Origin of the sequence: Streptomyces sp. ISL-12 (assembly GCF_018614415.1) — a bacterium.
GTDB lineage: Bacteria > Actinomycetota > Actinomycetes > Streptomycetales > Streptomycetaceae > Streptomyces.
Window position 1 is genome coordinate 66,411 of the sequence record NZ_JAGGOO010000046.1, and the last position, 20,983, is coordinate 87,393.

At 71.6% G+C, this 20,983-nt stretch carries 21 protein-coding genes, 1 tRNA gene and 1 pseudogene; 11 read left to right on the plus strand and 12 right to left on the minus strand.

Annotated elements, in window-relative coordinates; genetic code table 11:
• Window positions 1-74: 74 nt before the first annotated feature.
• Together J7I94_RS13530 and nth are read right to left on the minus strand one after the other, a co-directional pair.
• The gene (locus tag J7I94_RS13530) at window positions 75-773 is read right to left on the minus strand and encodes a CoA pyrophosphatase (RefSeq protein ID WP_215167314.1); all 699 of its coding nucleotides are present in this window, start codon (window positions 771-773) and stop codon (window positions 75-77) included.
• A 76-nt stretch (window positions 774-849) separates the two neighbouring features.
• Window positions 850-1,977 carry an endonuclease III gene (nth, locus tag J7I94_RS13535; RefSeq protein ID WP_215167315.1) on the minus strand — a complete coding sequence of 376 codons (1,128 nt, stop codon included), beginning with the start codon at window positions 1,975-1,977 and terminating at the stop codon, window positions 850-852.
• Between the two features lie 351 nt (window positions 1,978-2,328).
• Here nth and J7I94_RS13540 point away from each other — a divergent pair, with 351 nt between their 5' ends.
• Window positions 2,329-3,003, plus strand: coding sequence for a Crp/Fnr family transcriptional regulator (locus J7I94_RS13540; RefSeq protein ID WP_189421912.1), 675 nt, complete (start codon window positions 2,329-2,331; stop codon window positions 3,001-3,003).
• A gap of 5 nt (window positions 3,004-3,008) precedes the next feature.
• Here the strand turns inward: J7I94_RS13540 and J7I94_RS13545 are convergent, their stop codons facing one another.
• The 5 genes from J7I94_RS13545 to J7I94_RS13565 all read right to left on the minus strand — a co-directional run bounded on the left by J7I94_RS13545 (window position 3,009) and on the right by J7I94_RS13565 (window position 6,795).
• Window positions 3,009-3,854: an MBL fold metallo-hydrolase gene (locus J7I94_RS13545; RefSeq protein ID WP_215167316.1), complete on the minus strand. Its 846-nt coding sequence runs from the start codon at window positions 3,852-3,854 to the stop codon at window positions 3,009-3,011.
• Window positions 3,851-4,798 carry an NUDIX hydrolase gene (locus J7I94_RS13550; protein ID WP_215167317.1) on the minus strand — a complete coding sequence of 316 codons (948 nt, stop codon included), beginning with the start codon at window positions 4,796-4,798 and terminating at the stop codon, window positions 3,851-3,853. The genes J7I94_RS13545 and J7I94_RS13550 overlap by 4 nt, the downstream gene beginning before the upstream one ends.
• A gap of 53 nt (window positions 4,799-4,851) precedes the next feature.
• Window positions 4,852-5,844: an alpha/beta hydrolase gene (locus J7I94_RS13555; RefSeq protein ID WP_215167318.1), complete on the minus strand. Its 993-nt coding sequence runs from the start codon at window positions 5,842-5,844 to the stop codon at window positions 4,852-4,854.
• A 322-nt stretch (window positions 5,845-6,166) separates the two neighbouring features.
• Window positions 6,167-6,637, minus strand: coding sequence for a RidA family protein (locus tag J7I94_RS13560; RefSeq protein ID WP_215167319.1), 471 nt, complete (start codon window positions 6,635-6,637; stop codon window positions 6,167-6,169).
• A complete protein-coding gene (locus tag J7I94_RS13565; RefSeq protein WP_003975360.1) occupies window positions 6,634-6,795 on the minus strand; it encodes a DUF4177 domain-containing protein in 162 nt (53 codons plus the stop codon). Before J7I94_RS13565 ends, J7I94_RS13560 begins: the two co-directional genes overlap by 4 nt.
• Before the next feature lie 71 nt (window positions 6,796-6,866).
• Here J7I94_RS13565 and J7I94_RS13570 point away from each other — a divergent pair, with 71 nt between their 5' ends.
• Together J7I94_RS13570 and J7I94_RS13575 are read left to right on the plus strand one after the other, a co-directional pair.
• On the plus strand, window positions 6,867-7,844 hold the full coding sequence (locus J7I94_RS13570) for an ArsA-related P-loop ATPase (RefSeq protein ID WP_215167320.1): 978 nt from the start codon (window positions 6,867-6,869) through the stop codon (window positions 7,842-7,844).
• A 19-nt stretch (window positions 7,845-7,863) separates the two neighbouring features.
• Window positions 7,864-9,321, plus strand: coding sequence for an ArsA family ATPase (locus J7I94_RS13575; protein WP_215167321.1), 1,458 nt, complete (start codon window positions 7,864-7,866; stop codon window positions 9,319-9,321).
• Between the two features lie 19 nt (window positions 9,322-9,340).
• On the opposite strand, the gene wblA is transcribed toward J7I94_RS13575, so the two are convergent.
• A complete protein-coding gene (gene wblA / locus J7I94_RS13580; RefSeq protein WP_215167322.1) occupies window positions 9,341-9,679 on the minus strand; it encodes a transcriptional regulator WblA in 339 nt (112 codons plus the stop codon).
• A gap of 471 nt (window positions 9,680-10,150) precedes the next feature.
• Here wblA and J7I94_RS13585 point away from each other — a divergent pair, with 471 nt between their 5' ends.
• Window positions 10,151-12,460 carry a transglycosylase domain-containing protein gene (locus tag J7I94_RS13585; RefSeq protein ID WP_215167323.1) on the plus strand — a complete coding sequence of 770 codons (2,310 nt, stop codon included), beginning with the start codon at window positions 10,151-10,153 and terminating at the stop codon, window positions 12,458-12,460.
• Window positions 12,461-12,675: 215 nt separating this feature from the next.
• Here the strand turns inward: J7I94_RS13585 and J7I94_RS13590 are convergent, their stop codons facing one another.
• Window positions 12,676-13,140 carry a GatB/YqeY domain-containing protein gene (locus J7I94_RS13590; protein ID WP_215167324.1) on the minus strand — a complete coding sequence of 155 codons (465 nt, stop codon included), beginning with the start codon at window positions 13,138-13,140 and terminating at the stop codon, window positions 12,676-12,678.
• Between the two features lie 134 nt (window positions 13,141-13,274).
• On the opposite strand from J7I94_RS13590, the gene J7I94_RS13595 reads away from it, so the two are divergent.
• The 3 genes from J7I94_RS13595 (at window position 13,275) to J7I94_RS13605 (ending at window position 15,189) form a co-directional block, all read left to right on the plus strand.
• The gene (locus J7I94_RS13595) at window positions 13,275-14,201 is read left to right on the plus strand and encodes a metallophosphoesterase (protein ID WP_215167325.1); all 927 of its coding nucleotides are present in this window, start codon (window positions 13,275-13,277) and stop codon (window positions 14,199-14,201) included.
• Window positions 14,202-14,302: 101 nt separating this feature from the next.
• Window positions 14,303-15,049: a Pr6Pr family membrane protein gene (locus J7I94_RS13600; protein WP_215167326.1), complete on the plus strand. Its 747-nt coding sequence runs from the start codon at window positions 14,303-14,305 to the stop codon at window positions 15,047-15,049.
• A gap of 66 nt (window positions 15,050-15,115) precedes the next feature.
• A tRNA-Pro gene (locus tag J7I94_RS13605) sits at window positions 15,116-15,189 on the plus strand.
• Window positions 15,190-15,266: 77 nt separating this feature from the next.
• On the opposite strand, the gene xerC is transcribed toward J7I94_RS13605, so the two are convergent.
• Window positions 15,267-16,268: a tyrosine recombinase XerC gene (gene xerC, locus J7I94_RS13610; protein WP_215167343.1), complete on the minus strand. Its 1,002-nt coding sequence runs from the start codon at window positions 16,266-16,268 to the stop codon at window positions 15,267-15,269.
• Between xerC and J7I94_RS38300 the strand changes: the two are divergent.
• Both J7I94_RS38300 and J7I94_RS13615 read left to right on the plus strand, forming a co-directional pair.
• Window positions 16,257-16,478: pseudogene (locus J7I94_RS38300) on the plus strand (hypothetical protein); the annotation flags it as partial. The gene xerC and the pseudogene J7I94_RS38300 overlap by 12 nt on opposite strands.
• A 407-nt stretch (window positions 16,479-16,885) precedes the next feature.
• Entirely contained in the window at window positions 16,886-17,422 is a 537-nt protein-coding gene (locus tag J7I94_RS13615) for a hypothetical protein (RefSeq protein WP_251075102.1), read from the plus strand.
• A 121-nt stretch (window positions 17,423-17,543) separates the two neighbouring features.
• Here the strand turns inward: J7I94_RS13615 and J7I94_RS13620 are convergent, their stop codons facing one another.
• The gene (locus J7I94_RS13620; protein ID WP_215167328.1) at window positions 17,544-17,900 is read right to left on the minus strand and encodes a transposase; all 357 of its coding nucleotides are present in this window, start codon (window positions 17,898-17,900) and stop codon (window positions 17,544-17,546) included.
• A gap of 322 nt (window positions 17,901-18,222) precedes the next feature.
• On the opposite strand from J7I94_RS13620, the gene J7I94_RS13625 reads away from it, so the two are divergent.
• Both J7I94_RS13625 and J7I94_RS13630 read left to right on the plus strand, forming a co-directional pair.
• On the plus strand, window positions 18,223-18,927 hold the full coding sequence (locus J7I94_RS13625; RefSeq protein ID WP_215167329.1) for a nucleotidyltransferase domain-containing protein: 705 nt from the start codon (window positions 18,223-18,225) through the stop codon (window positions 18,925-18,927).
• Window positions 18,928-19,029: 102 nt separating this feature from the next.
• A complete protein-coding gene (locus tag J7I94_RS13630; protein WP_215167330.1) occupies window positions 19,030-20,286 on the plus strand; it encodes an XRE family transcriptional regulator in 1,257 nt (418 codons plus the stop codon).
• Here J7I94_RS13630 and J7I94_RS13635 read toward each other — a convergent pair.
• Window positions 20,273-20,968 carry a hypothetical protein gene (locus tag J7I94_RS13635; RefSeq protein WP_215167331.1) on the minus strand — a complete coding sequence of 232 codons (696 nt, stop codon included), beginning with the start codon at window positions 20,966-20,968 and terminating at the stop codon, window positions 20,273-20,275. The two genes, J7I94_RS13630 and J7I94_RS13635, sit on opposite strands and share 14 nt — an antisense overlap.
• Window positions 20,969-20,983 lie beyond the last annotated feature (15 nt).

Below are 20,983 nucleotides of genomic sequence, written 5' to 3' on the forward strand. Positions count from 1 at the left end.
CGCTTCGGACCGGCCGGGGCCCCGGGACGCGTCCCTCCGGTGGGCACGGCACGGCGCCCACCCTGTCATGCGCGTCATGCGCGCCGGTCCAGCGGGACCTGCCGGGTCCGGTCCCAGGGCCGCTCCCAGCCCGCGAAGTGCAGCAACCGGTCGATGATGCCGGCGGTGAAGCCCCACACCAGGGCCGATTCGACCAGGAACGCCGGGCCCCGGTGGCCGCTGGGATGGACGGTGGTGGCCCGGTTGGCGGGGTCCGTGAGGTCCGCCACGGGGACCGTGAAGACCCGGGCGGTCTCGCCGGGGTCGACGACGCCGACCGGGCTGGGCTCGCGCCACCAGGCCAGTACGGGCGTGACCACGAACTGGCTGACGGGGATGTAGAGCTTGGGCAGTACCCCGAACAGCCGTACGCCGGACGGGTCGAGCCCGGTCTCCTCCTCGGCCTCGCGCAGCGCGGCGCGCAGCGGGCCGTCGCCCTGCGGGTCGCCGTCCTCGGGGTCGAGCGCGCCGCCCGGGAAGGCCGGCTGCCCGGCGTGCGAGCGCAGCGAGCCGGCCCGCTCCATCAGCAGCAGCTCGGGGCCGCGCTCGCCCTCCCCGAAGAGGATCAGCACGGCCGACTGCCGCCCGCCGCCGTCCTTCGGGGGCAGGAAACGGCTCAGCTCGGTGGGCCGCACCGTGTCCACGGCCCGCACCACCGGCTCCAGCCAGCCGGGCAGGCCCGACCGGTCGAGCGCGACCTCCCGCATGTCGCTCGCATCGCTCGCACGCGTCATCGCCACCCCCGTTCTGTCGTGTCCAACGCCCGGCCTCCCCGAGATCGTTCCGCGGTTCGGCCCCCGGCATGCGTCATCAAGGACGTCCCAGCGGCGGCGCCGGTCTGCCGCCCGCGTCCAGGTACGCCTGCGGCGGGTTCAGCCGCTGCCCCGGGAAGCCGCCCTTCTCGTACTTGAGCAGCTTCCGCGCCTTCTCCGGGTCCGTCTCGCCCTCGCCGTACGCCGGGCAGAGCGGGGCGATGGGGCAGGCGCCGCAGGCGGGCTTGCGGGCGTGGCAGATACGGCGGCCGTGCCAGATGACGTGGTGCGAGAGGTCGGTCCAGTCGCTCTTGGGGAACAGCCCGCCGACGGCCGCCTCGATCTTGTCCGGGTCGGTCTCGGCGGTCCACTGCCAGCGGCGCACCAGGCGCTGGAAGTGGGTGTCGACGGTGATGCCGGGGCGGCCGTAGGCGTTGCCCAGGACGACGAAGGCGGTCTTGCGGCCGACGCCGGGCAGCTTGACCAGGTCTTCGAGGCGGCCGGGGACCTCGCCGCCGAAGTCCTCCGTCAGAGCCTTCGACAGCCCTATGACCGACCTGGTCTTGGCCCGGAAGAAGCCGGTCGGGCGCAGGATCTCCTCGACCTCCGCCGGGTCGGCGGCGGCCAGGTCCTCGGGGGTGGGGTACGTGGCGAACAGGGCGGGGGTCGTCTGGTTGACGCGCAGGTCGGTGGTCTGCGCGGACAGCACCGTGGCCACCAGCAGCTGGAAGGGGTTCTCGAAGTCCAGCTCGGGGTGGGCGTACGGGTAGACCTCCGCCAGCTCGCGGTCGATGCGGCGGGCGCGGCGGACCAGCGCGGTACGGGACTCCTCGCGCGGGGACCTGGCGGGGACGCTCTTCGCCGGGGCCACGCCCTTGACGGAGGCGGTGGCCTTCTTCGGCGCGACGACGGGCTTCTTGGCGACGGGCTTCTGTGTGCTGACGGCGGGCTTCTTCGCGCCGGGGACGGACTTCTTCCCACCGGCGGCGGCCTTCGTCGCGCTCTCCGTCGCTTTCTTCGCCGCCGTCTTCCGGGCGGGCGCCGCCTTCTTCGCCGTACCTGCCGCTGCCTTCTTGGCCGTACCCGCCGCTGCCTTCTTGGCCGTACCCGCCGCTGCCTTCTTGGCTGTACCTGTTGTCGCCTTCTTCGCCGTACCCGCCGCCGCCCTCTTCGCCGTACCCGTCACCGCCGCCTCCGTCTCCGCCGGCCTTTTCGACGCTTTCGCCGTTTCACTACCGCCATCGGAGCCTTGTTCGCCCACGGCGGAATTCCGACGTACAACCACCTGCCCGGCCCCCTCGGCCTGCGCTCTCACCGGCGATTTGGACACCCGGCCACCCTACGGCCCGGCACTGACATCCGCCCCGGCCCCTGAAGATCGGCGCCCAATTGGACCCCTGCCGCGTACCCCGGGACACCTGTGCGGCATCCTTGTGACAGATCACACTGTTTGGACCGTCCCGCAAAATGGGCACCACGGTCCCCTGGAACCACCGGGGAGCAAGATCCCCTGAGCAGGTCGAATAGGAGAGAACTCGTGGACGACGTTCTGCGGCGCAACCCGCTCTTCGCGGCGCTCGACGACGAGCAGGCCGCCGAGCTGCGCGCCTCCATGAGTGAGGTGACCCTCGCTCGCGGTGACTCGCTGTTCCACGAGGGGGACCCCGGCGACCGCCTGTACGTGGTCACCGAGGGCAAGGTCAAGCTTCACCGCACGTCCCCCGACGGCCGCGAGAACATGCTGGCCGTCGTCGGCCCCGGCGAGCTGATCGGCGAACTGTCGCTGTTCGACCCGGGCCCGCGCACCGCGACCGCCACCGCGCTGACCGAGGTCAAGCTGCTGGGCCTCGGCCACGGCGACCTCCAGCCCTGGCTGAACGTGCGCCCGGAGGTGGCCACCGCCCTGCTGCGCGCCGTCGCCCGCCGGCTGCGCAAGACCAACGACGCCATGTCGGACCTGGTCTTCTCGGACGTCCCGGGCCGCGTCGCGCGCGCCCTGCTCGACCTGTCCCGCCGGTTCGGCGTGCAGTCCGAGGAAGGCATCCACGTGGTGCACGACCTGACGCAGGAGGAGCTGGCCCAGCTGGTCGGCGCCTCCCGCGAGACGGTCAACAAGGCCCTCGCCGACTTCGCCCAGCGCGGCTGGCTCCGCCTGGAGGCCCGCGCGGTGATCCTGCTGGACGTGGAGCGGCTGGCCAAGCGCTCGCGCTGACGCCCTCAGGGCGCGGGCGGCTGGATGAGCCCGTGCTCCTCCAGGTACTCCAGCTGTGCCCGTACCGACAGCTCCGCCGCCGGCCACAGGGAGCGGTCCACGTCCGCGTAGACCTGGGCGACGACCTCGGCGGGCGTCCGGTAGCCGTCCTCGACCGCCGTCTCCACCTGCGCGAGACGGTTGGCGCGGTGGGCGAGGTAGTACTCCACGGCCCCCTGGGCGTCCTCCAGGACGGGACCGTGCCCCGGCAGCACCGTGTGCACGCCGTCGTCGACCGCGAGCGACCTGAGCCGCCGCAGGGAGTCCAGGTAGTCGCCGAGGCGGCCGTCGGGGTGGGCGACGACGGTCGTGCCGCGTCCCAGGACCGTGTCGCCCGTCAGCACCGCCCGGTCGGCGGGCAGGTGGAAGCTGAGCGAGTCGGCGGTGTGCCCCGGCGTCGGTACGACCCTCAGCTCCAGGCCGCCGACCGTGACCACGTCCCCGGCCCCCAGCCCCTCCTCGCCCAGCCGCAGCGCCGGGTCCAGCGCCCGCACCTTCGTACCGGTCAGCTCGGCGAAGCGGGCGGCGCCCTCGGCGTGGTCCGGGTGACCGTGCGTCAGCAGCGTCAGGGCGACCCGCCGGCCGGCCCGCTCGGCGGTGTCGACGACGTGCCGCAGGTGACCCTCGTCCAGCGGGCCCGGGTCGACCACGACGGCCAGGCCGGATCCGGGCTCGGCGAGGATCCAGGTGTTGGTCCCGTCCAGGGTCATCGGCGAGGCGTTGGGCGCCAGGACGTTGACGGCCCGTGCGGTGGCGGGTCCGGTCAGCACCTGGCCGCGCGGCTGGCCGGGCAGGGCGGTGGCGTCCGTCATGCGGGGGCTCCCCCGGTCTCGGTACCGGTCCCGGCGGTCGTCGGGACGTGCTTGGTGAACTCCTCGTGCCCCGGCCACGACAGCACGATCTCGCCGTCCGCCAGCCGGGCCCGGGCCAGTACGGGCGTCAGATCGCGCCCGGCGGACCCCGCCAGCGCCCCGGCCGCCGTGCCGTACTCCGTGAGCGCCCGCAGCGTCGCGATCGTCGGCGGCATCATCAGCAGCTCGCCCCGGTCGTACCCGGCGGCGGCCTCGCCCGGCGTGATCCACACCGTGCGGTCGGCCTCCGTGGAGGCGTTGCGGGTGCGCTGCCCCTCGGGAAGGGCGGCCACGAAGAACCACGTGTCGTAGCGCCGGGCCTCGAACTCCGGGGTGATCCAGCGCGCCCAGGCACCCAGCAGGTCGGAGCGGAGCACCAGGCCCCGCCGGTCCAGGAACTCCGCGAAGGACAGCTCCCGGGCCACCAGCGCGGCCCGGTCCGCCTCCCAGTCGTCGCCGGTGGTGTCCCCGACGACCGTCCCGGCGTCCGGCCCGGCGAGCAGGACGCCCGCCTCCTCGTACGTCTCCCGTACGGCGGCGCAGACGATCGCCTGGGCGTCGGCCTCGGCCACGCCGAGCCGTTGCGCCCACCACGCGCGCGTGGGGCCCGCCCAGCCGACGGCGCGGTCGTGGTCACGCGGGTCGACGCCGCCGCCCGGATAGGCGTACGCGCCGCCGGCGAAGGCCATGGAAGTGCGGCGGCGCAGCATGTGGACGGCGGGGCCGGGGTCCTTCAGCAGCATCACCGTGGCCGCGCGTCTGGGCGTGACCGGGGTGAGCGCGCCGGCCGCGAGCGCGCGGATGCGCTCCGGCCACTCCGGTGGGTACCACTGGCCGTTCACCTGAGCGCTCGCCGGACCGTTCGCCTGAGCGCTCGTCCGACCGTCCGCCTGACCGTTCGCCATGGCCGGAGGCTATCCGGTGACCGGCGGATGTTTCGAGTGGCCGGTGGTGCCGGTCAGGCGGGCAGCGCGGCGAGCCAGTCGGTCAGCAGCCGGTTGGTGTCCTCGGGGCGTTCCTGCTGGAGCCAGTGGCCGCAGCCGTCCAGGAGGTGTGAGGCGGTGAGGCCGGGCAGGGTCTCGGGGTAGGCGGCGATGGCGTCGGACAGCCAGGTGGTGGAGGCGTCCAGGGCACCGCCCAGGAACAGGGCGGGCTGCTCGACGGGGGCGCCGTGGTGGCCGGCGAGGTCGGCCCAGTCGCGGTCCATGTTCCGGTACCGGTTGAGGGCGCCGGTGAGGCCGGTCCGCTCGAACTCCCCGGCGTAGACGTCGAGGTCCGCCTCGGTGAGCCAGGCGGGCCGGCGCCCGGAGGGGAAGCGGTCGCGCAGGGTGCCGCCCCGGGCGACGAAGTGCGGGTCGGGGGCGCCGGGCGCGGGCATGGTGTCGCCGGACAGGGCGGCGTAGAAACCGGCGAGCCAGCCGCGTACGTCGGGCTCGATCTCCGCCTCGGCGCGGCCGGGCTCCTGGAAGTACGAGACGTAGAACTCCTGCTCGGCCTCCGGGCCGCCCATCGAGGCGAACACCTCGCTCGGCCGGGGCCCGCCCGGCGGCGTGTACGGGACGCTGAGCAGGCCGACCGCGCGGAAGACGTCGGGACGCAGCAGCGCCGAGGTGGCGGCGATGGTGGCGCCCCAGTCGTGGCCGACGACCACCGCCTCCCGCTCGCCCAGCGCCTCGACCACGGCGACGTTGTCGGCCACCAGGTCGAGCATCCGGTACGCCGCCGGCTCGGCGGGCCGGGAGGAGCGCCCGTAGCCGCGCACGTCGAGGGCGACGGCGCGGTACCCGGCGGCGGCCAGGGCGGGCAGCTGGCGGCGCCAGGAGTACCAGGACTCCGGGAAACCGTGCACCAGGAGGACCAGCGGCCCGGTGCCCTGCTCGACCAGGTGGACACGGCCGGCCGGGCCGGGCACGAGGTGGTGGACGGGGGCGGTCGGGGGCTGCTGGGGCATGGGTCCTCCCGGACGTGCGGAGATCGCGGTCAGGAGCCCTGGACCGGGCTCCCGGCAGCGATCCTGGAACGTCGGTCACGGACCCGACCAGGTTTGTTGCCGACCTGGCAACAGCGCGCGGCACTACGCCTGCCCGGTGCCGCACCCGCCCGGTACTACGCCTCCTCGGGTGCCGCACCCGCGCGGTACTACGCCTCCTCGGGTGCCGCACCCGCCCGGTACTACGCCTCCTCGGGTGCCGCACCCGCCCGGTACTACGCCTCCTCGGGTGCCGCACCCGCGCGGTCCTACGCCGCCCCCTCGGTGCCCCACCCGCGCGGTACTACGCCCCCTCGGCCAGCTCCACCTGGATCTCGACCTCCACGGGCGCGTCCAGCGGCAGCACCGCCACGCCGACCGCGCTGCGCGCGTGCACGCCCTTGTCGCCGAAGACCTCGCCGAGCAGCTCGCTGGCGCCGTTGAGCACGGCGGGCTGCCCGGTGAAGTCGGGGGCGGAGGCGACGAAGCCGACGACCTTCACCACGCGCGCGACGCGGTCGAGATCACCGGCGACGGACTTCACGGCGGCCAGGGCGTTCAGCGCGCAGGTGCGCGCCAGCTCCTTGGCCTCCTCGGGCGTGACCTCACCGCCCACCTTGCCGGTCACCGGCAGCGCCCCGTCCACCATCGGCAGCTGGCCGGCGGTGAAGACGTACGCCCCGGACCGCACGGCCGGCTGGTAGGCGGCCAGCGGCGGCACGACCTCCGGCAGCGTGATGCCCAGCTCCGCGAGTTTCGCCTCGACGGCACTCACGCCTGCTTCTCCCGCTTCAGGTAGGCCACCAGCTGCTCGGGGTTGTTCGGCCCGGGCACGACCTGGACGAGTTCCCAGCCGTCCTCGCCCCAGGTGTCCAGGATCTGCTTCGTGGCGTGGACGAGCAGCGGTACGGTCGCGTATTCCCACTTGGTCATGGGCCGACTGTATCCGCTGTTATCCACAGCCCTCCGCGTAGGCCGGGCCCGGACTGGTTACGCTCGAATACGTGAGCAGGCTCCAGGTCGTCAGCGGCAAGGGCGGAACCGGCAAGACCACGGTGGCCGCCGCCCTAGCGCTGGCCCTGGCCACGGAGGGGAAGCGGACGCTCCTCGTCGAGGTCGAGGGCCGGCAGGGCATCGCGCAGCTCTTCGAGACCGAAGCGCTGCCTTATGAGGAGCGGAAGATCGCCGTCGCTCCCGGGGGCGGGGAGGTGTACGCCCTCGCCATCGACCCCGAACTGGCCCTTCTGGACTACCTCCAGATGTTCTACAAACTGGGCGGCGCCGGCCGGGCCCTGAAGAAGCTCGGCGCCATCGACTTCGCGACCACCATCGCGCCCGGGGTCCGGGACGTCCTGCTGACCGGCAAGGCGTGCGAGGCGGTCCGCAGGAAGGACCGCGCCGGACGGTTCGTGTACGACTACGTCGTCATGGACGCGCCCCCGACCGGCCGCATCACCCGCTTCCTCAACGTCAACGACGAGGTGGCGGGGCTGGCGAAGATCGGCCCGATACACAATCAGGCGCAGGCGGTGATGCGGGTCCTGAAGTCCCGCGAGACGGCCGTGCACCTGGTGACGCTGCTGGAGGAGATGCCGGTCCAGGAGACCGCCGACGGCATCGCCGAGCTGCGCGCCGCCCGGCTGCCGGTAGGCCGGGTCATCGTCAACATGGTGCGGCCCGAGGTGCTGGACGCCGAGGACCTGGAACTCGTACGGGCCCTCCCGCGTTCCTCCCTCGCCCAGGCCCTGTCCGCCGCCGGGCTCGGCGGGGCGCGGCGGGGCGGGCACGCCGAGCGGCTGGTGGACCCGCTCCTCGACCAGGCCGGGCAGTACGCCGCGCGGTACGAGCTGGAGCAGGAGCAGCGGGCCGTCCTCGGCGAGCTGGACCTGCCGTTGCACGAACTGCCGCTGCTCGTCGAGGGCATGGACCTGGCGGGCCTGTACGAACTCGCCACCGAGCTGCAGGAGCAGGGGATCGTATGAGGCGGAAGCAGGGGATCGCATGAGCCCGAGCCGACCGGAACCGGACCGTGCCCCCGCGCAGGAGGGCGCGCGGAGGCTGTCCCCCACGCGCGCGCTGGAGATCGATCCGCTGCTGGAGGACCCGGCGACCCGGATCGTGGTGTGCTGCGGCTCGGGCGGCGTCGGCAAGACGACGACGGCGGCGGCGCTGGGCCTCAGGGCGGCCGAGCGGGGCCGCAAGGTGGTCGTGCTGACCATCGACCCGGCCCGCCGGCTCGCCCAGTCGATGGGCATCGACTCGCTGGACAACGTGCCGCGCAGGGTGAAGGGCATCGACGACTCGGCGGGCGGCGAGCTGCACGCGATGATGCTCGACATGAAGCGCACGTTCGACGAGATCGTCGAGGCGCACGCGGATGCCGAGCGGGCCCGCGCGATCCTGTCGAACCCCTTCTACCAGTCGCTCTCGGCGGGCTTCGCGGGCACGCAGGAGTACATGGCGATGGAGAAGCTGGGGCAGCTGCGCTCCCGCGACGAGTGGGACCTGATCGTCGTCGACACCCCGCCGTCCCGCTCCGCCCTGGACTTCCTGGACGCGCCCAAGCGCCTGGGTTCCTTCCTGGACGGCAAGCTGATCCGCGTCCTGCTGGCCCCGGCGAAGGTGGGCGGCCGGGCCGGCATGAAGTTCCTGAACGTCGGGATGTCGATGATGACGGGCGTCCTGGGGAAGGTGCTCGGCGGGCAGTTCCTGAAGGACGTACAGACGTTCGTGGCGGCGATGGACTCGATGTTCGGCGGCTTCCGCACCCGCGCGGACGCCACGTACAAGCTGCTCCAGGCCCCCGGTACGGCGTTCCTGGTGGTCGCGGCCCCGGAGCGGGACGCGCTGCGCGAGGCCGCGTACTTCGTCCAGCGGCTGGCGGCCGAGGACATGCCGCTCGCCGGTCTGGTCCTCAACCGGGTCCACGGCAGCGGAGCCGACCGGCTGTCCGCCGAGCGGGCGCTCGCCGCCGCGGAAAATCTTGAGGACGCCGGCATTGTGGATCAGCGCGAAGGGAAAGCTGGAGTTCGTAACTCTCCCGACACACACGGCAGTTCCGGCTTCCCCCTGGCTGAGGATCCCGCCGAGCAGGTCGTCGGCGGGGCCGCCGCGGCGACCGAGGACGCCGAGTACGCCGAGGACACCGAGGGCGAGGACACCACCGAGAGCGCGTACGACACCGACACCGGGACGGGGACGGACGCGGACGGCACCGGGACCGACCCGGAACGGTCCGTCGACCAGCTCGCCGCGGGCCTGCTCAGGCTGCACGCCGACCGTATGCAGCTGCTCTCCCGCGAGCAGCGCACGCGTGACCGCTTCACCGCGCTCCACCCCGAGGTGGCGGTGACCGAAGTGGCCGCGCTCCCTGGTGACGTCCACGATCTCGCGGGGCTGCGGGACATCGGCGACCGTCTCGCGGCGGACCGGCCCGAGCTGCCCGACGCGCGGGTGTGAGGGCTGCGGCGCGCGCGCCTCAGCCCACGGCCGCGTAGTTCTCGTAGATCTCGTCGTCGTCGAGGGGCACGATGCCGGCTCCTCGCTCGTACTCCGTACGCGCCGTCTCCAGGAGCCGGCGCCAGGAGGTGACGGTGGGCCGCCTGCGCAGCAGTGCGCGGCGCTCCCGCTCCGTCATGCCTCCCCACACGCCGAACTCGACGCGGTTGTCCAGCGCGTCGGCCAGGCACTCGGTCCGCACCGGGCATCCGGTGCACACCGCCTTGGCCCTGTTCTGCGCTGCTCCCTGAACGAACAGTTCATCCGGATCGGTAGTGCGGCAGGCGGCCTGCGCACTCCAGTCGGTTACCCAGCCCATACCGGCGCCGTCCTCTCCCGAATCGAGGCTCCCCCACGGCGGCAGCGGCATATTCACCGCCGCCAGTTGAGGACGTTACGGAAGGTGGGCACAGCGCAACACCCCCAGCGGGCCCAATCTTGAATGGCCCGAACGGACTATGGGTAAGCGGCAGATCACCCGGGGGAGTGAGGTGGCGACATTCAGGGCGAATGCGGCATCGAGGTCGTTTCCACTGCGCCACAACGGACACCATTCACCACACAAGGCCAATTCGGACACGCGCCGCACCCGCTCCGGCACGCGCCCGTACGCCCCGCAACGCTCCGACAGGCCCCGCCGTCGCGCCCTCGCCGGAAAAAGTCGAGTGGTGGTGGAACGATCCGGCGCCGACAGGCGTATTGATACATGGCCGTACTGCTGTGACAGTTGAGAGCAGCTTAGGCCAAGGCATATACGTGTGTCCGGCGAATGAGAACGTAGGCTGCCTCCATGGCAAAGAAGCGCTCGGGCGGTGGTCTGTCACCTGCGCAGCAGGCCGCCAAGTTCCTCGGTGTCAGTGTGCTCGCGGGAGCCGTCCTGGCGGGCATCGCGCTGCCCGCCGTGGGTGCGCTGGGGCTCGCCGCGAAGGGCTCGGTCGAGAGTTTCGACGAGCTACCGGCCAACATGAAGACTCCCCCGCTGAGTCAGCGCACCACCATCCTCGACTCCGAGGGCGGCACCATCGCGACGGTCTACTCACGCGACCGCACGGTGGTGAGCCTGAAGAACATCTCGCCCTACATGCAGAAGGCGATCGTCGCGATCGAGGACTCGCGCTTCTACCAGCACGGGGCGATCGACCTGAAGGGCGTGCTGCGCGCGGTCAACAAGAACGCCCGCAGCGGCGGCGTCTCCGAGGGCGCCTCCACCCTCACCCAGCAGTACGTGAAGAACGTCTTCGTCGAGGAGGCCGGCGACGACCCGACCAAGGTCGCCCAGGCCACCCAGCAGACCATCGGCCGCAAGATCCGCGAGCTGAAGTACGCGATCCAGGTCGAGGAGGAGCTGGGCAAGAAGAAGATTCTCGAGAACTACCTGAACATCACCTTCTTCGGCCAGCAGGCGTACGGCGTCGAGGCCGCCTCCCAGCGCTACTTCTCCAAGCACGCCAAGGACCTCACCCTCCCCGAGTCCGCCCTGCTGGCCGGCATCGTCCAGTCGCCCAGCCGGTACGACCCGGTCAACGACGAGGCGGAGGCCACCAAGCGGCGCAACGTGGTGCTCGCCCGGATGGCCGAGGTCGGTGACATCTCCGAGGCGGAGGCCGCCGAGGCGCAGGAGGCACCGCTCGGCCTGAAGGTCAGCACGCCGAAGAACGGCTGCATCACGGCCGTGGACGGCGCGGGCTTCTTCTGCGACTACGTGCGCGAGGTCTTCCTGAGCGACCCGGTCTTCGGCAAGACCGAGGAGGCCCGGGCCAAGATCTGGAACCAGGGCGGCCTGACCATCCGTACCACCCTCGACCCGAGCGCCCAGGAGTCGGCGCAGGCGTCGATCAAGGAGCACGTCTACAAGGACGACGAGGTGGCGACCGCCGCCACCATCGTCGAGCCCGGCACCGGCAAGATCCTCGCGATGGGCCAGTCGCGTCCGTACGGCTTCGGCAAGAACGAGACGCAGATGAACCTCTCCGTGGACCAGGCCATGGGCGGCGGCATCGGCTACCAGCCCGGTTCGACGTTCAAGCCGATCGTGGCGGCGGCGGCGATCGAGGGCGGCACCCCGGCGACCAAGTCGTACTCCTCGCCGTACGAGATGGAGTACCCGAGCCCGATCGCCGCCTGCGACGGCAAGACCTGGCAGAACGACCCGGCGAACCCGGCGAAGCTGGAGAACGAGAACGAGTCCGAGGTCGGCCCGTACTCGATGAAGGAAGCGACCGCGAAGTCGGTCAACACCTACTACGTGCAGCTGATCAGCGACATCGGCATCTGCCCGGTGACCGAGATGGCGCAGAAGATGGGTGTCGAGCGGGCCGACGGCGGCACGATGCAGCAGGCCCCGTCCATCGCCCTGGGCACCCAGGAGATGTCCCCGCTGACCATGGCGAACGCGTACGCGACCTTCGCCTCGCGCGGCATGTACTGCACGCCGGTCGCCATCGAGTCGATCACCCAGCGCGTCGGCCAGCAGAACAAGTCGCTGGAGGTCCCGAAGTCGACCTGCTCCCGCGCCATGTCGGAGACGACCGCCGACACCATCAACACGCTGCTGCGCGGCGTGGTGGAGGACGGTACGGGTACGGAGGCCGGCCTAGGCAGCCGTCCCAGCGCCGGCAAGACCGGTACGACGGACTTCCGTTACGCGGCCTGGTTCGTCGGCTACACGCCGAACATGGCGGGCGCCGTCTGGGTCGGCGACCCGGCGCACGAGCGGCAGATGGTCGACATCACGATCGGCGGCGTCCCGCACGACAAGGTGTTCGGTGGCGAGGTCCCCGGCCCGATCTGGCGCGACATGATGACCGGCGCCCTGGAGGGCAAGCCCGCGACCGACTTCTCCTACGTCGACATCCCCGACTCCGCCGACAAGGGCAAGGGCGACAACGACGACGGCGGCAACGGAGACGACGAGGCCGACGACGGAAACGGGACCGGCAACGGCGACGGCGGCACCGGTGACGGCGCCACGGCGGACGGCGGCACCGGCGACGGCGGCACGGGCGACGACGGCGACGTGAACCTCATCGGCGACCTGGGCAACGGCGGCAACTGGGGCGACATCTTCCGGGGCCAGGGCAACGGCGGCGGACGCGGCTGAGGCACCCGCCGGACGAACGACGACGGCCCCTTCACCTTCCGGGAACCGGGAGGTGAAGGGGCCGTCGCGTGTCTGCCCTGGACGTCCGCCTGCTGTGGACATCTGTCTGTCATGGACATGCGTCTGTCATGGACATGTGTCTTGTCCTGGACGTCTGTCTGTCGTGGACGTCCGCCCGTCCTGTGCGCCTGCTCCGATCCGTCCGTCCGCTCCGCTCAGCCGGCCAGCAGCCTCTTGACCGCGGCGGCGACCCGGCCGCCCTCGGCCAGCCCGGCCACCTTCGGGTTCACGATCTTCATGACGGCACCCATGGCCCGCGGTCCCTCGGCACCGGCCGCCTTCGCCTCCTCGACGGCCTGCGCGACGATCGCGTTCAGCTCGTCGTCGCCGAGCTGCTTGGGCAGGTAGGCGGCGAGCACCTCGCCCTCGGCCTTCTCCCGCTCGGCGCTCTCGGCCCGGCCGCCCTGCGCGAAGGCGTCCGCGGCCTCGCGCCGCTTCTTCGCCTCGCGGGCGATCACCTTCTGCACCTCGTCGTCGGAGAGCTCGCGCTTGGTGGTCCCCGCGACCTCTTCCTTGGTGATCGCGGAGAGGGTCAGCCGCAGCGTGGAGGAGCGCAGCTCGTCACGCTCCTTGATCGCGGCGTTGAGGTCGTCCTGCAGCTTCGACTTGAGGGTGGTCATGCCGTCGATTGTCGCAGGTACGGGAGGCTGGACGCCCGCCTATTTGCCGCGTGGGGCCCGGTGGGGCCGGGCGGCGCACGGAAGTTGTCCACAGGCGGACATGACTGACCTCCGGCATCTGACACGATGGTCGTATGCGCGCGCGATACGGAGTGCCCTTGTCCATCGCGGCGGCTGGCGCCGCCGGTCTGGTCTACGCCGCGGGCTTCGAAGCCCGCTCCTTCCGCCTCCGAAGGGTGACGGTCCCCGTCCTGCCCTCCGGCATGCGTCCCCTCCGCGTGCTCCAGGTCTCCGACATCCACATGGTCCGCGACCAGCGCAAGAAGCAGCGCTGGCTGCGCTCGCTGGCCGGCCTGCGCCCCGACTTCGTGATCAACACCGGGGACAACCTCTCCGACCCCGAGGGCGTCCCGGAGGTCCTGGACGCGCTCGGCCCCTTGATGGAGTTCCCCGGCGCGTACGTCTTCGGCTCCAACGACTACTACGGCCCCGCACTCCGCAACCCCGCCCGGTACCTGCTGGAGAAGCTCCAGGGCCGCCACGGCCTCAACGGCAACCCGCCCGCCGCCAACGTCGTCCACAACCCGTGGGAGGACCTCCGCGACACCTTCGACGCCGCGGGCTGGCTGGACCTCACCAACACCCGGGGCACGCTCAAGGTGGACGGCGTGTCGATCGAGCTGACCGGCCTGGACGACCCGCACATCAAGCGGGACCGGTACGCGGAGGTGGCCGGCGGCCCGTCCGGCTCGGCTGACTTCTCGATGGGCGTGGTCCACGCCCCCTACCTGCGCGTACTCGACGCCTTCACGGCCGACGACTACCCCTTGATCCTCGCCGGCCACACCCACGGCGGCCAGCTGTGCATCCCCTTCTACGGCGCCCTGGTCACCAACTGCGACCTGGACACGGACCGCGTCAAGGGCCTCTCCACCCACACGGCCGAGGGCCGTACGTCCTACCTCCACGTCTCGGCGGGCTGCGGCACCAACCGCTACACGCCGGTCCGCTTCGCCTGCCCCCCGGAGGCGACGCTGCTGACGCTGGTGGGCCGCGAGTAGGACGACCAGCGCCACCCCTGGGGCGATACATCCGACGTCCGCCGTAACCCACACAGTCCACCCGTATCGCCCCCTTTGCCCTCCTTGCCTACGTTGAGGGCATGACCGCACCGATACCCAGGGACATCCCGGACCTGCCCGCGGTCCCGGGCCCGCCCGCGCTGCTGCCCTCACCGGTCCCGGCCACGGCCGTGGTGACCCCGGTACGCCGCCCCCTGGTGGCCGTCTTCCGCCTGCTGACGGCCACCCTGGCCGCGGCGGGCGTCACGATCGAACTCTCCCTCGCCGGCCCCGCCACCCCGGCTCTGAGCCACTTCACGGTCCAGAGCGGCATCCTGCTGGCCGTCGTCCTCGCCCTCTCGGCCCGCCGAGCCTGGACGGCCGCCCGCCCCCTGTCGCCCGCCCTGACCGGCGCGGCCCTGCTCTACACCGTGGCCTCGGCCCTGGTGCACCACACCCTCCTCGCCAACCCGGCCAGCCCCTACGCCCTCCCCGACGCCCCCACCGGCTGGCACGCCGTCGCCGCCCACCTCCTCTACACGGCCCTCCCCCTCGCCGCTACCGCCGACTGGCTCCTCCTGACCGTCCCCGGCCGCCTCCGCCTCCGCCACGCCGCCGGCTGGATGCTGTACCCCCTGGCCTACCTGGCCTTCTCCCTGGGCCGCGGCGAGCTGCTCATCCCCGACAGCACGGCCCGCTACCTCTACCCCTTCCTCGACGTCGACCAGCACGGCTACAAGGGAGTCCTCGGCAACGCCCTCCTCCTGGGCCTGTCCCTCTACGCCCTGGCCACCCTCCTCGTGGCCTTGGACCACACCCGCCCGAACCCCCTGCGCCGGCCCTGCTGAATCGGATTTCGTCTCCGGCGCGCGGTGGGCTAAAGTAAACGACGTCGCCGCGACAGCGACGACACTCGGGGTGTGGCGCAGCTTGGCAGCGCGCTTCGTTCGGGACGAAGAGGTCGTGGGTTCAAATCCCGCCACCCCGACAGAGAAACACCAGGTGAGGCACCTACCAGTTTGGGTAGGTGCCTCACCTGTTTCGTGTGCGTGTCTATCCGCGTGACTACCGCTCCGGTGCGCGCTTGAAGATGCCGTCCATGACCACGGCGCCGGTCTGGATCACGGGCCGGATCTGCTTCCGGTAGTCCTCCTCCGTCACGGCCGTACCGGAGTGGCCGACGAGCCGGGAGATCTCTTCCAGTGGGACACCACGGTCGGAGAGCAGCGACACGAAGCTGTGCCGGAGCTCCCGGGGCGTCCACTCATCCGCGTCGATCCCGTCGACGTCCTTGAGCGTCTGCCGGAAGGCGCGCCGGACGTTGGCAGCATCAAGCGGCTTACCGACGGCCGAGGAGAAGACGAGCCCGTGTTCCTCCCACTTGTCGCCGGCGGCGAGCCGATCCCAGCCCTGATCTTCGAACTGCTGCCAGAGCGCTTCGACGCAGCGCGCCGGCAAGGCGAGCGTGCGCCGGGACTTCCGCGTCTTGGTGTCCCCGCTCCGCCGGACCGAACGCCACACGGCGATGTGCGGAGGCTGCGGCGGGTCGAACTCCGGGCGTCCCTTGAGGAAGGCGTGGTCCCAGGTGAGGGCCAGCAGTTCCTCGGTACGGGCGCCGGTCAGCAGCGCGACGACGATATACGCGTACATCGAGGTCCCCTCAGCCCCCTTGAGCACGGCCTCAGCCTGAGCGAACGTGAGCGCCTTGGACGGCCGTCCCGCCTGCCCCTGAGGGACGGAGCACAGCTCGACGACGTTGCGCTTCGCCTTGTCCCGCGCCATGGCCCGCTTGACCGCACGGTTCGGGCAGGAGTGGAGCGACTGGAGAGTACGGGTGCTGAGCGTCCTTGCCTTGGTGGCCAGCCAGCGGTCTACGTCTTCCGCACTGAGGTCGCGGAGCTTGCGCGCGCCGAGCGACGGGATGACGTGCTTCTGGCTCAGGAGCGTGGTCGTCTCTACGGTGCTGGGGGCGAGGCCGGCCAGACCGTAGGTGAGCCAGTCCGTCACCGCGTCCTTGACCGTGTAGTTGGTGGGCGCGATGGCGAGACCGTCCCCGCCGCGGCCGATGCGGGAGGCGACGGGCTGGGTGCCCGGCGGGCGGCGGTGGTGCTGGGCCGGGACAGCGCGTCCGCTTCCCGTGTCGAAGGTGCCAGGGCACGGCTGAAGCGGCTGGTGGAACGAGGCTGGCTGGTCGAGGCGAAGCCGGGCGGGTTCACGCCGCTTGTTTCCCCTGCGCAGCAGAACGCCGGCACCGGGCGGCCAGGCGGCGGCTCATGAGCATGGTCATCGACCACAGGACGACGGCTTCGCCGGTGTCGGTGCGCCGCTACCTTCTTCCATGCGTCCACGCCGGCAGACTCACCCAGACGACGCCCCTGTTCGAACCCGACCGGCCACCCGAGCGGTCAGAGAACAGCCAATCAGGGAGGAGCAACGGTGGGGTGCCCTCTTGTCTGCCCCCGCACGTCTTGTGTCCCGATGGCGGGGGGTAACAGAGTGAGATGCTTATGCCGAGCTATCCGAGGGGGGACGCCTTGCACCAGCACGAGCGCATGCACAGGGAATCGACCGGAGGGGCACCCGCAAGGGCACCGCGGCGGTCTGCTCCGACCGGCCCAACTGGTGACCTGCCTCGGGGCACGACCGGCCCCCAGGGCCCGTCGGCAGTGACCGTCCTGCAGCGCATGGCGGGCAACGCCGCGACAACGCGTGCGCTGGCGGCCGACCGCGGTCGCACGCCACGTGGCACGGACCAGACCGTCCAGCGCGCCGAGAACGACAACGCCGGCGGGGGCACAACAGCCGGCGCGGCGGAGGTGAAGAGCGTTGCCGAGGGCGAAGTCAAAAGTGTCGGCCCGGGCGGCACGCTCATCTATCCCTCGGTCACAAGCTGCTTGACCATCACCGTCTACCTCCGGGACGGCGGAAAGGTCGGCGGTCATGCCAGTCTGTTCAAAGCGTCCGGTGGCATGTACTCGGACCAGATCCTGCCGGCGATAAAGGCACAGGTGGGCAAGAGCAGGGTGGAGAGGATCGACGTCAGTGGTGCCATCTCGTCATGGAACCCCGCGTACTTGAGGACTGCCATCGAGAATTCCGACTCGGTCCCGGAGCAAAAGAACGACCCGGACGGTATCCGCGAGGTTGTGTCCAGCGTCCTGGGCCGACAGGCGAAGAAAGTCTTCGTACATGAGACTCCGGACGGCACGCTGACCAGGTGACAGGACGAGGGACTGCCGCCCTCCGACCGCCGGCGCATCCGATTGCGATGCGCCGGGGGCCTGCCGGGAGGTTGGCGTAGTCCGCGAGGTTGTCGAGCAGTTCGCGGGCGCCGGGGGGTGGTCAGGAAGACGTCCTGGACGCGGGGGTGGAGGCCGTCGAGATCACCGACTGTGAGTCGATGACCGCCGCACTCGGCTCCTGGTCACGGCCCTCGGCCCGGCGGACGGCACCGCGCAGCCCGTCGTGCAGCTCGGAGATCAGGCCCGCATCCCGCCAGCGGGCGAAGAAGGCGTACACCCGCGGCCAGGGCGGGAAGTCGGACGGCATCACCCGCCACTTGATGCCGTTGTCGACGAGGTAGCGGACCGCATCGATCATCCGCCGGTGGCAGGAGCCTTCCGGCCGCCCGCCCCGGCCCGCCAGCCATCCCGGCACCGGCAGCAGATCCCGCACCACGCCCCACTCGACGTCACTCATGTCCGAGCCGTACCGGGGCCGGCGTCCCGGCCGGTCGCCCGCGTCCCCGAACCGATGGGCGAGACAGTCACACCCAGGAGTGGACCGACCGACCCGACAACCGCGACCACGCGACACTTCGACAACAGGGCCTCTTGCTCCTCGCTGGACTCGACATCCGCGAGCTACCAAGAGGCCCTTCTTCCATGCGTCCACGCCGGCAGACTCACCCGGACCAGGCCCCTGTTCGAACCCCACCGACCACCCGAGCGGATAGAGAACAGCCAGTTACGGGGCCGAGAAAGGGGGTGCGTCCGGTGAGGGCCGTGCTGATAGTTGCCGCATGGATGCGATCGAGGCCGCACGTGCCGTCGTAGAGGAACATCACCCCGACGCGCGAGCCGCGTTCCTGGGAGGGAGCGTCGTGACAGGCCGGCGTACGGCGACGTCGGATCTGGACGTCGTGGTGCTGCTTCGCGGCGCACCGGCGCCGTACCGGGCGAGCCTCCAGCACGCCGGGTGGCCGGTGGAGATGTTCGTGCACACCGAGGCGACGTGGCGCTCGTACATCGAGCGGGAGCTGGGCCGGCGCCGTTCACCGCTGCTGTGGATGTGTGCCGACGGGTTGCTGCTCTTCGACACCGACGGACTTGGAACGCGTCTCGCCGCGGAAGCCCGGAGGCTGGCCGTCGCGGGACCGCCGCCGGTGTCGGTGGAAGAGATCGAGAACCGCCGCTATGCGATCACCGACCTCCTCGACGACCTCGCGGGAAGCAACGACCAGGGCGAGCGTCTGTTCATCGCCACCGAGTTGGTCCGGCGCACCGGCGAACTGGCGCTGGCCATCGGCGGTTCCTGGAGCGGAGGGGGGAAGTGGCTGGCACGCCGTCTTGAGACGACCGCCCCGGGACTCAGCACGCGCCTGCACCACGGTCTCCACGAGGTACTGGGCGGGCGGGCGGAACCCCTCGTGACCGTGGTGGACGAGGTGCTCGCACAGGCCGGCGGCCGGTTGTGGGTCGGCTACCGGCGCGCCGGCACTCCCTGAACGATCGGGCACGGCCGACGCGCCGGCCGGAACGCTGCTGGGTTCTGCTCGCGAGTCGGACACGGAGGGGGTACTCGTAGAAGAGCACTCGGAGGTGGGCGCATGGTCGATGACAGGCCCGCGTGGGCGAGGCGTATCGCTGCCGAGCGGGTGGCCCGTGGGTGGTCGGAGCGGGAGGCGGTACGGAGGCTGCGGGCGCACGCTGCCGCGGAGCTGCTCTCGGAGGACAGCATGGTCCGCCGGTGGAAGCGCTGGGAACAGGGTGAGATGCCGGACGGCTTCTGCCGACCGGTCGTCGCCGCCCTCTTCGGCACCGTGACGCACGCGCTCTTCCCGGCGCCCTCGCGGCGGGACGGGGACCGGGAGGTCCTCGCCGCGTCCGGTATGGAGACGCCGGAGATCGTGCGCCGGCTCGAACGGTCCGACATCGACGGCGCCACGCTCGACGCCCTGCGGGTCACCGCGGACCGGCTCGCCTCGGAGTACCCGGTCGTGCCGGGTGAGCGGCTGCTCGTCGAGGGGCGGCAGTGGCTGCGCCGTGTCGTCGCGCTGAACACCAGCAGCCTCACTTCCGCACAGCGCCGTGAGGTGCTCGCGGTGTCCGGTCGGCTCGCCCTGCTGGTCGGCTGTGCCGAGTACGACACGGGGGCGCACCACGCGGCGGAGTCCACGCGGCAGGCGGCACTGTCGCTCGCGGCCGAGGCCGGCCATGCGGAGATCGCCGGGTGGGCGCACGAGATGCGGGCGTGGTTCGCCCTCACCGACGGTGACTACAGGGGCGTCGTCGCGGCGGCGCGGGCCGGGGCCGAGAGGGCTCCGAACCGTGGTGTGGCCGTACAGCTCGCCGCACAGGAGGCCAAGGCATGGGCTCGGCTCGGGGAGCGCCGGCGGGTCGAGGCGGCCCTGGACGAGGGGCGACGGCTGCTGGAGCGGATGCCGTACCCCGAGAACCCGGAGAACCACTTCGTGGTGGACCCGGCCAAGTTCGACTTCTACGCGATGGACTGTTACCGCCTGGTCGGCGAGGACAGGCTCGCTCGCCTGCTCGCCGAGGAGGTGCTGAGGGCGGGGACGGACGCCGACGGCACCGAGCGGTCACCGATGCGCAACGCGGAAGCGCGGGTCACGCTCGCGGTCACGGCGGCGCGTGCGGGGGACCTGGAGCAGGCGCTCGCCCTGGGGGTACGGGCCCTCGAAGGAGACCGCCGGTCGGTGCCGTCGCTCGTCATGACCGGCGGGGAACTCGCCGCCGAGCTCAAAAGCCGGTACGGCACCGAACCGGGGGTACGGGACTACCTCGCCCGGATGCGCCGTATGCGCCGTATGCGCCGCATGAGCCTCGGGGTCAGCCGATGTTGAAGTCCATGTCGGTCACGTACCAGGCGCCGTCGAGCTTGCCGGCCCCGATCTTCACGTCCAACTGACCCGGCTCCACGCCGGTGGAGTTCGACACGATGATCTCTTCGAGGGTCTTGCCGTCGATGGTGATCCGGTCGGCGGGAAAGACCGCCTTCTCGGCGGAAACATCGGCGGAGGCGTCGGTGGGCGCGGTGGCCTCCACCTTCGGGTCGGCCGTGGGCGGGTCGGGAGTGAACGACTCCTTGAACTGACCGACCGTGTCCTGGATCCGCTTGCCCTGCGCCGAGTCCTCGGCGCAGGTCTCCTCACTGCCGGTCCGCGCGGGGGACGAACCGGTGGCAGGCTCCCCCATCAGCAGGCACGCCTCCTTCGTGTCGCCCTTGACGACCGCGGCCACCCACGCCGCGACCGTTTCCTCGGGGCTCCCCCCTCTGTCGGAGCTCCCCTCGGCCGTCGGGGACGAGCCGGCCGTCGCGGACGAGGCCGCCGTCGTCGGCTTGTCGCCCTCGGCGGAAGCGGAGGCGGAGGCGGAGGCGGAAGCGGAGGCGGAAGCGGAAGCGGAGGCGGAAGCGGAAGCGGAGTCCGCCTCCGGTCCGTCCGAGCAGCCGGTCAGGACCACCAGCGCCGCTGCCGTCAGCGCGCCCGTGGTCATCCAGCCCGCGCGCCTTCTTCTGTGCGTCATCGACACCCTCCGGGA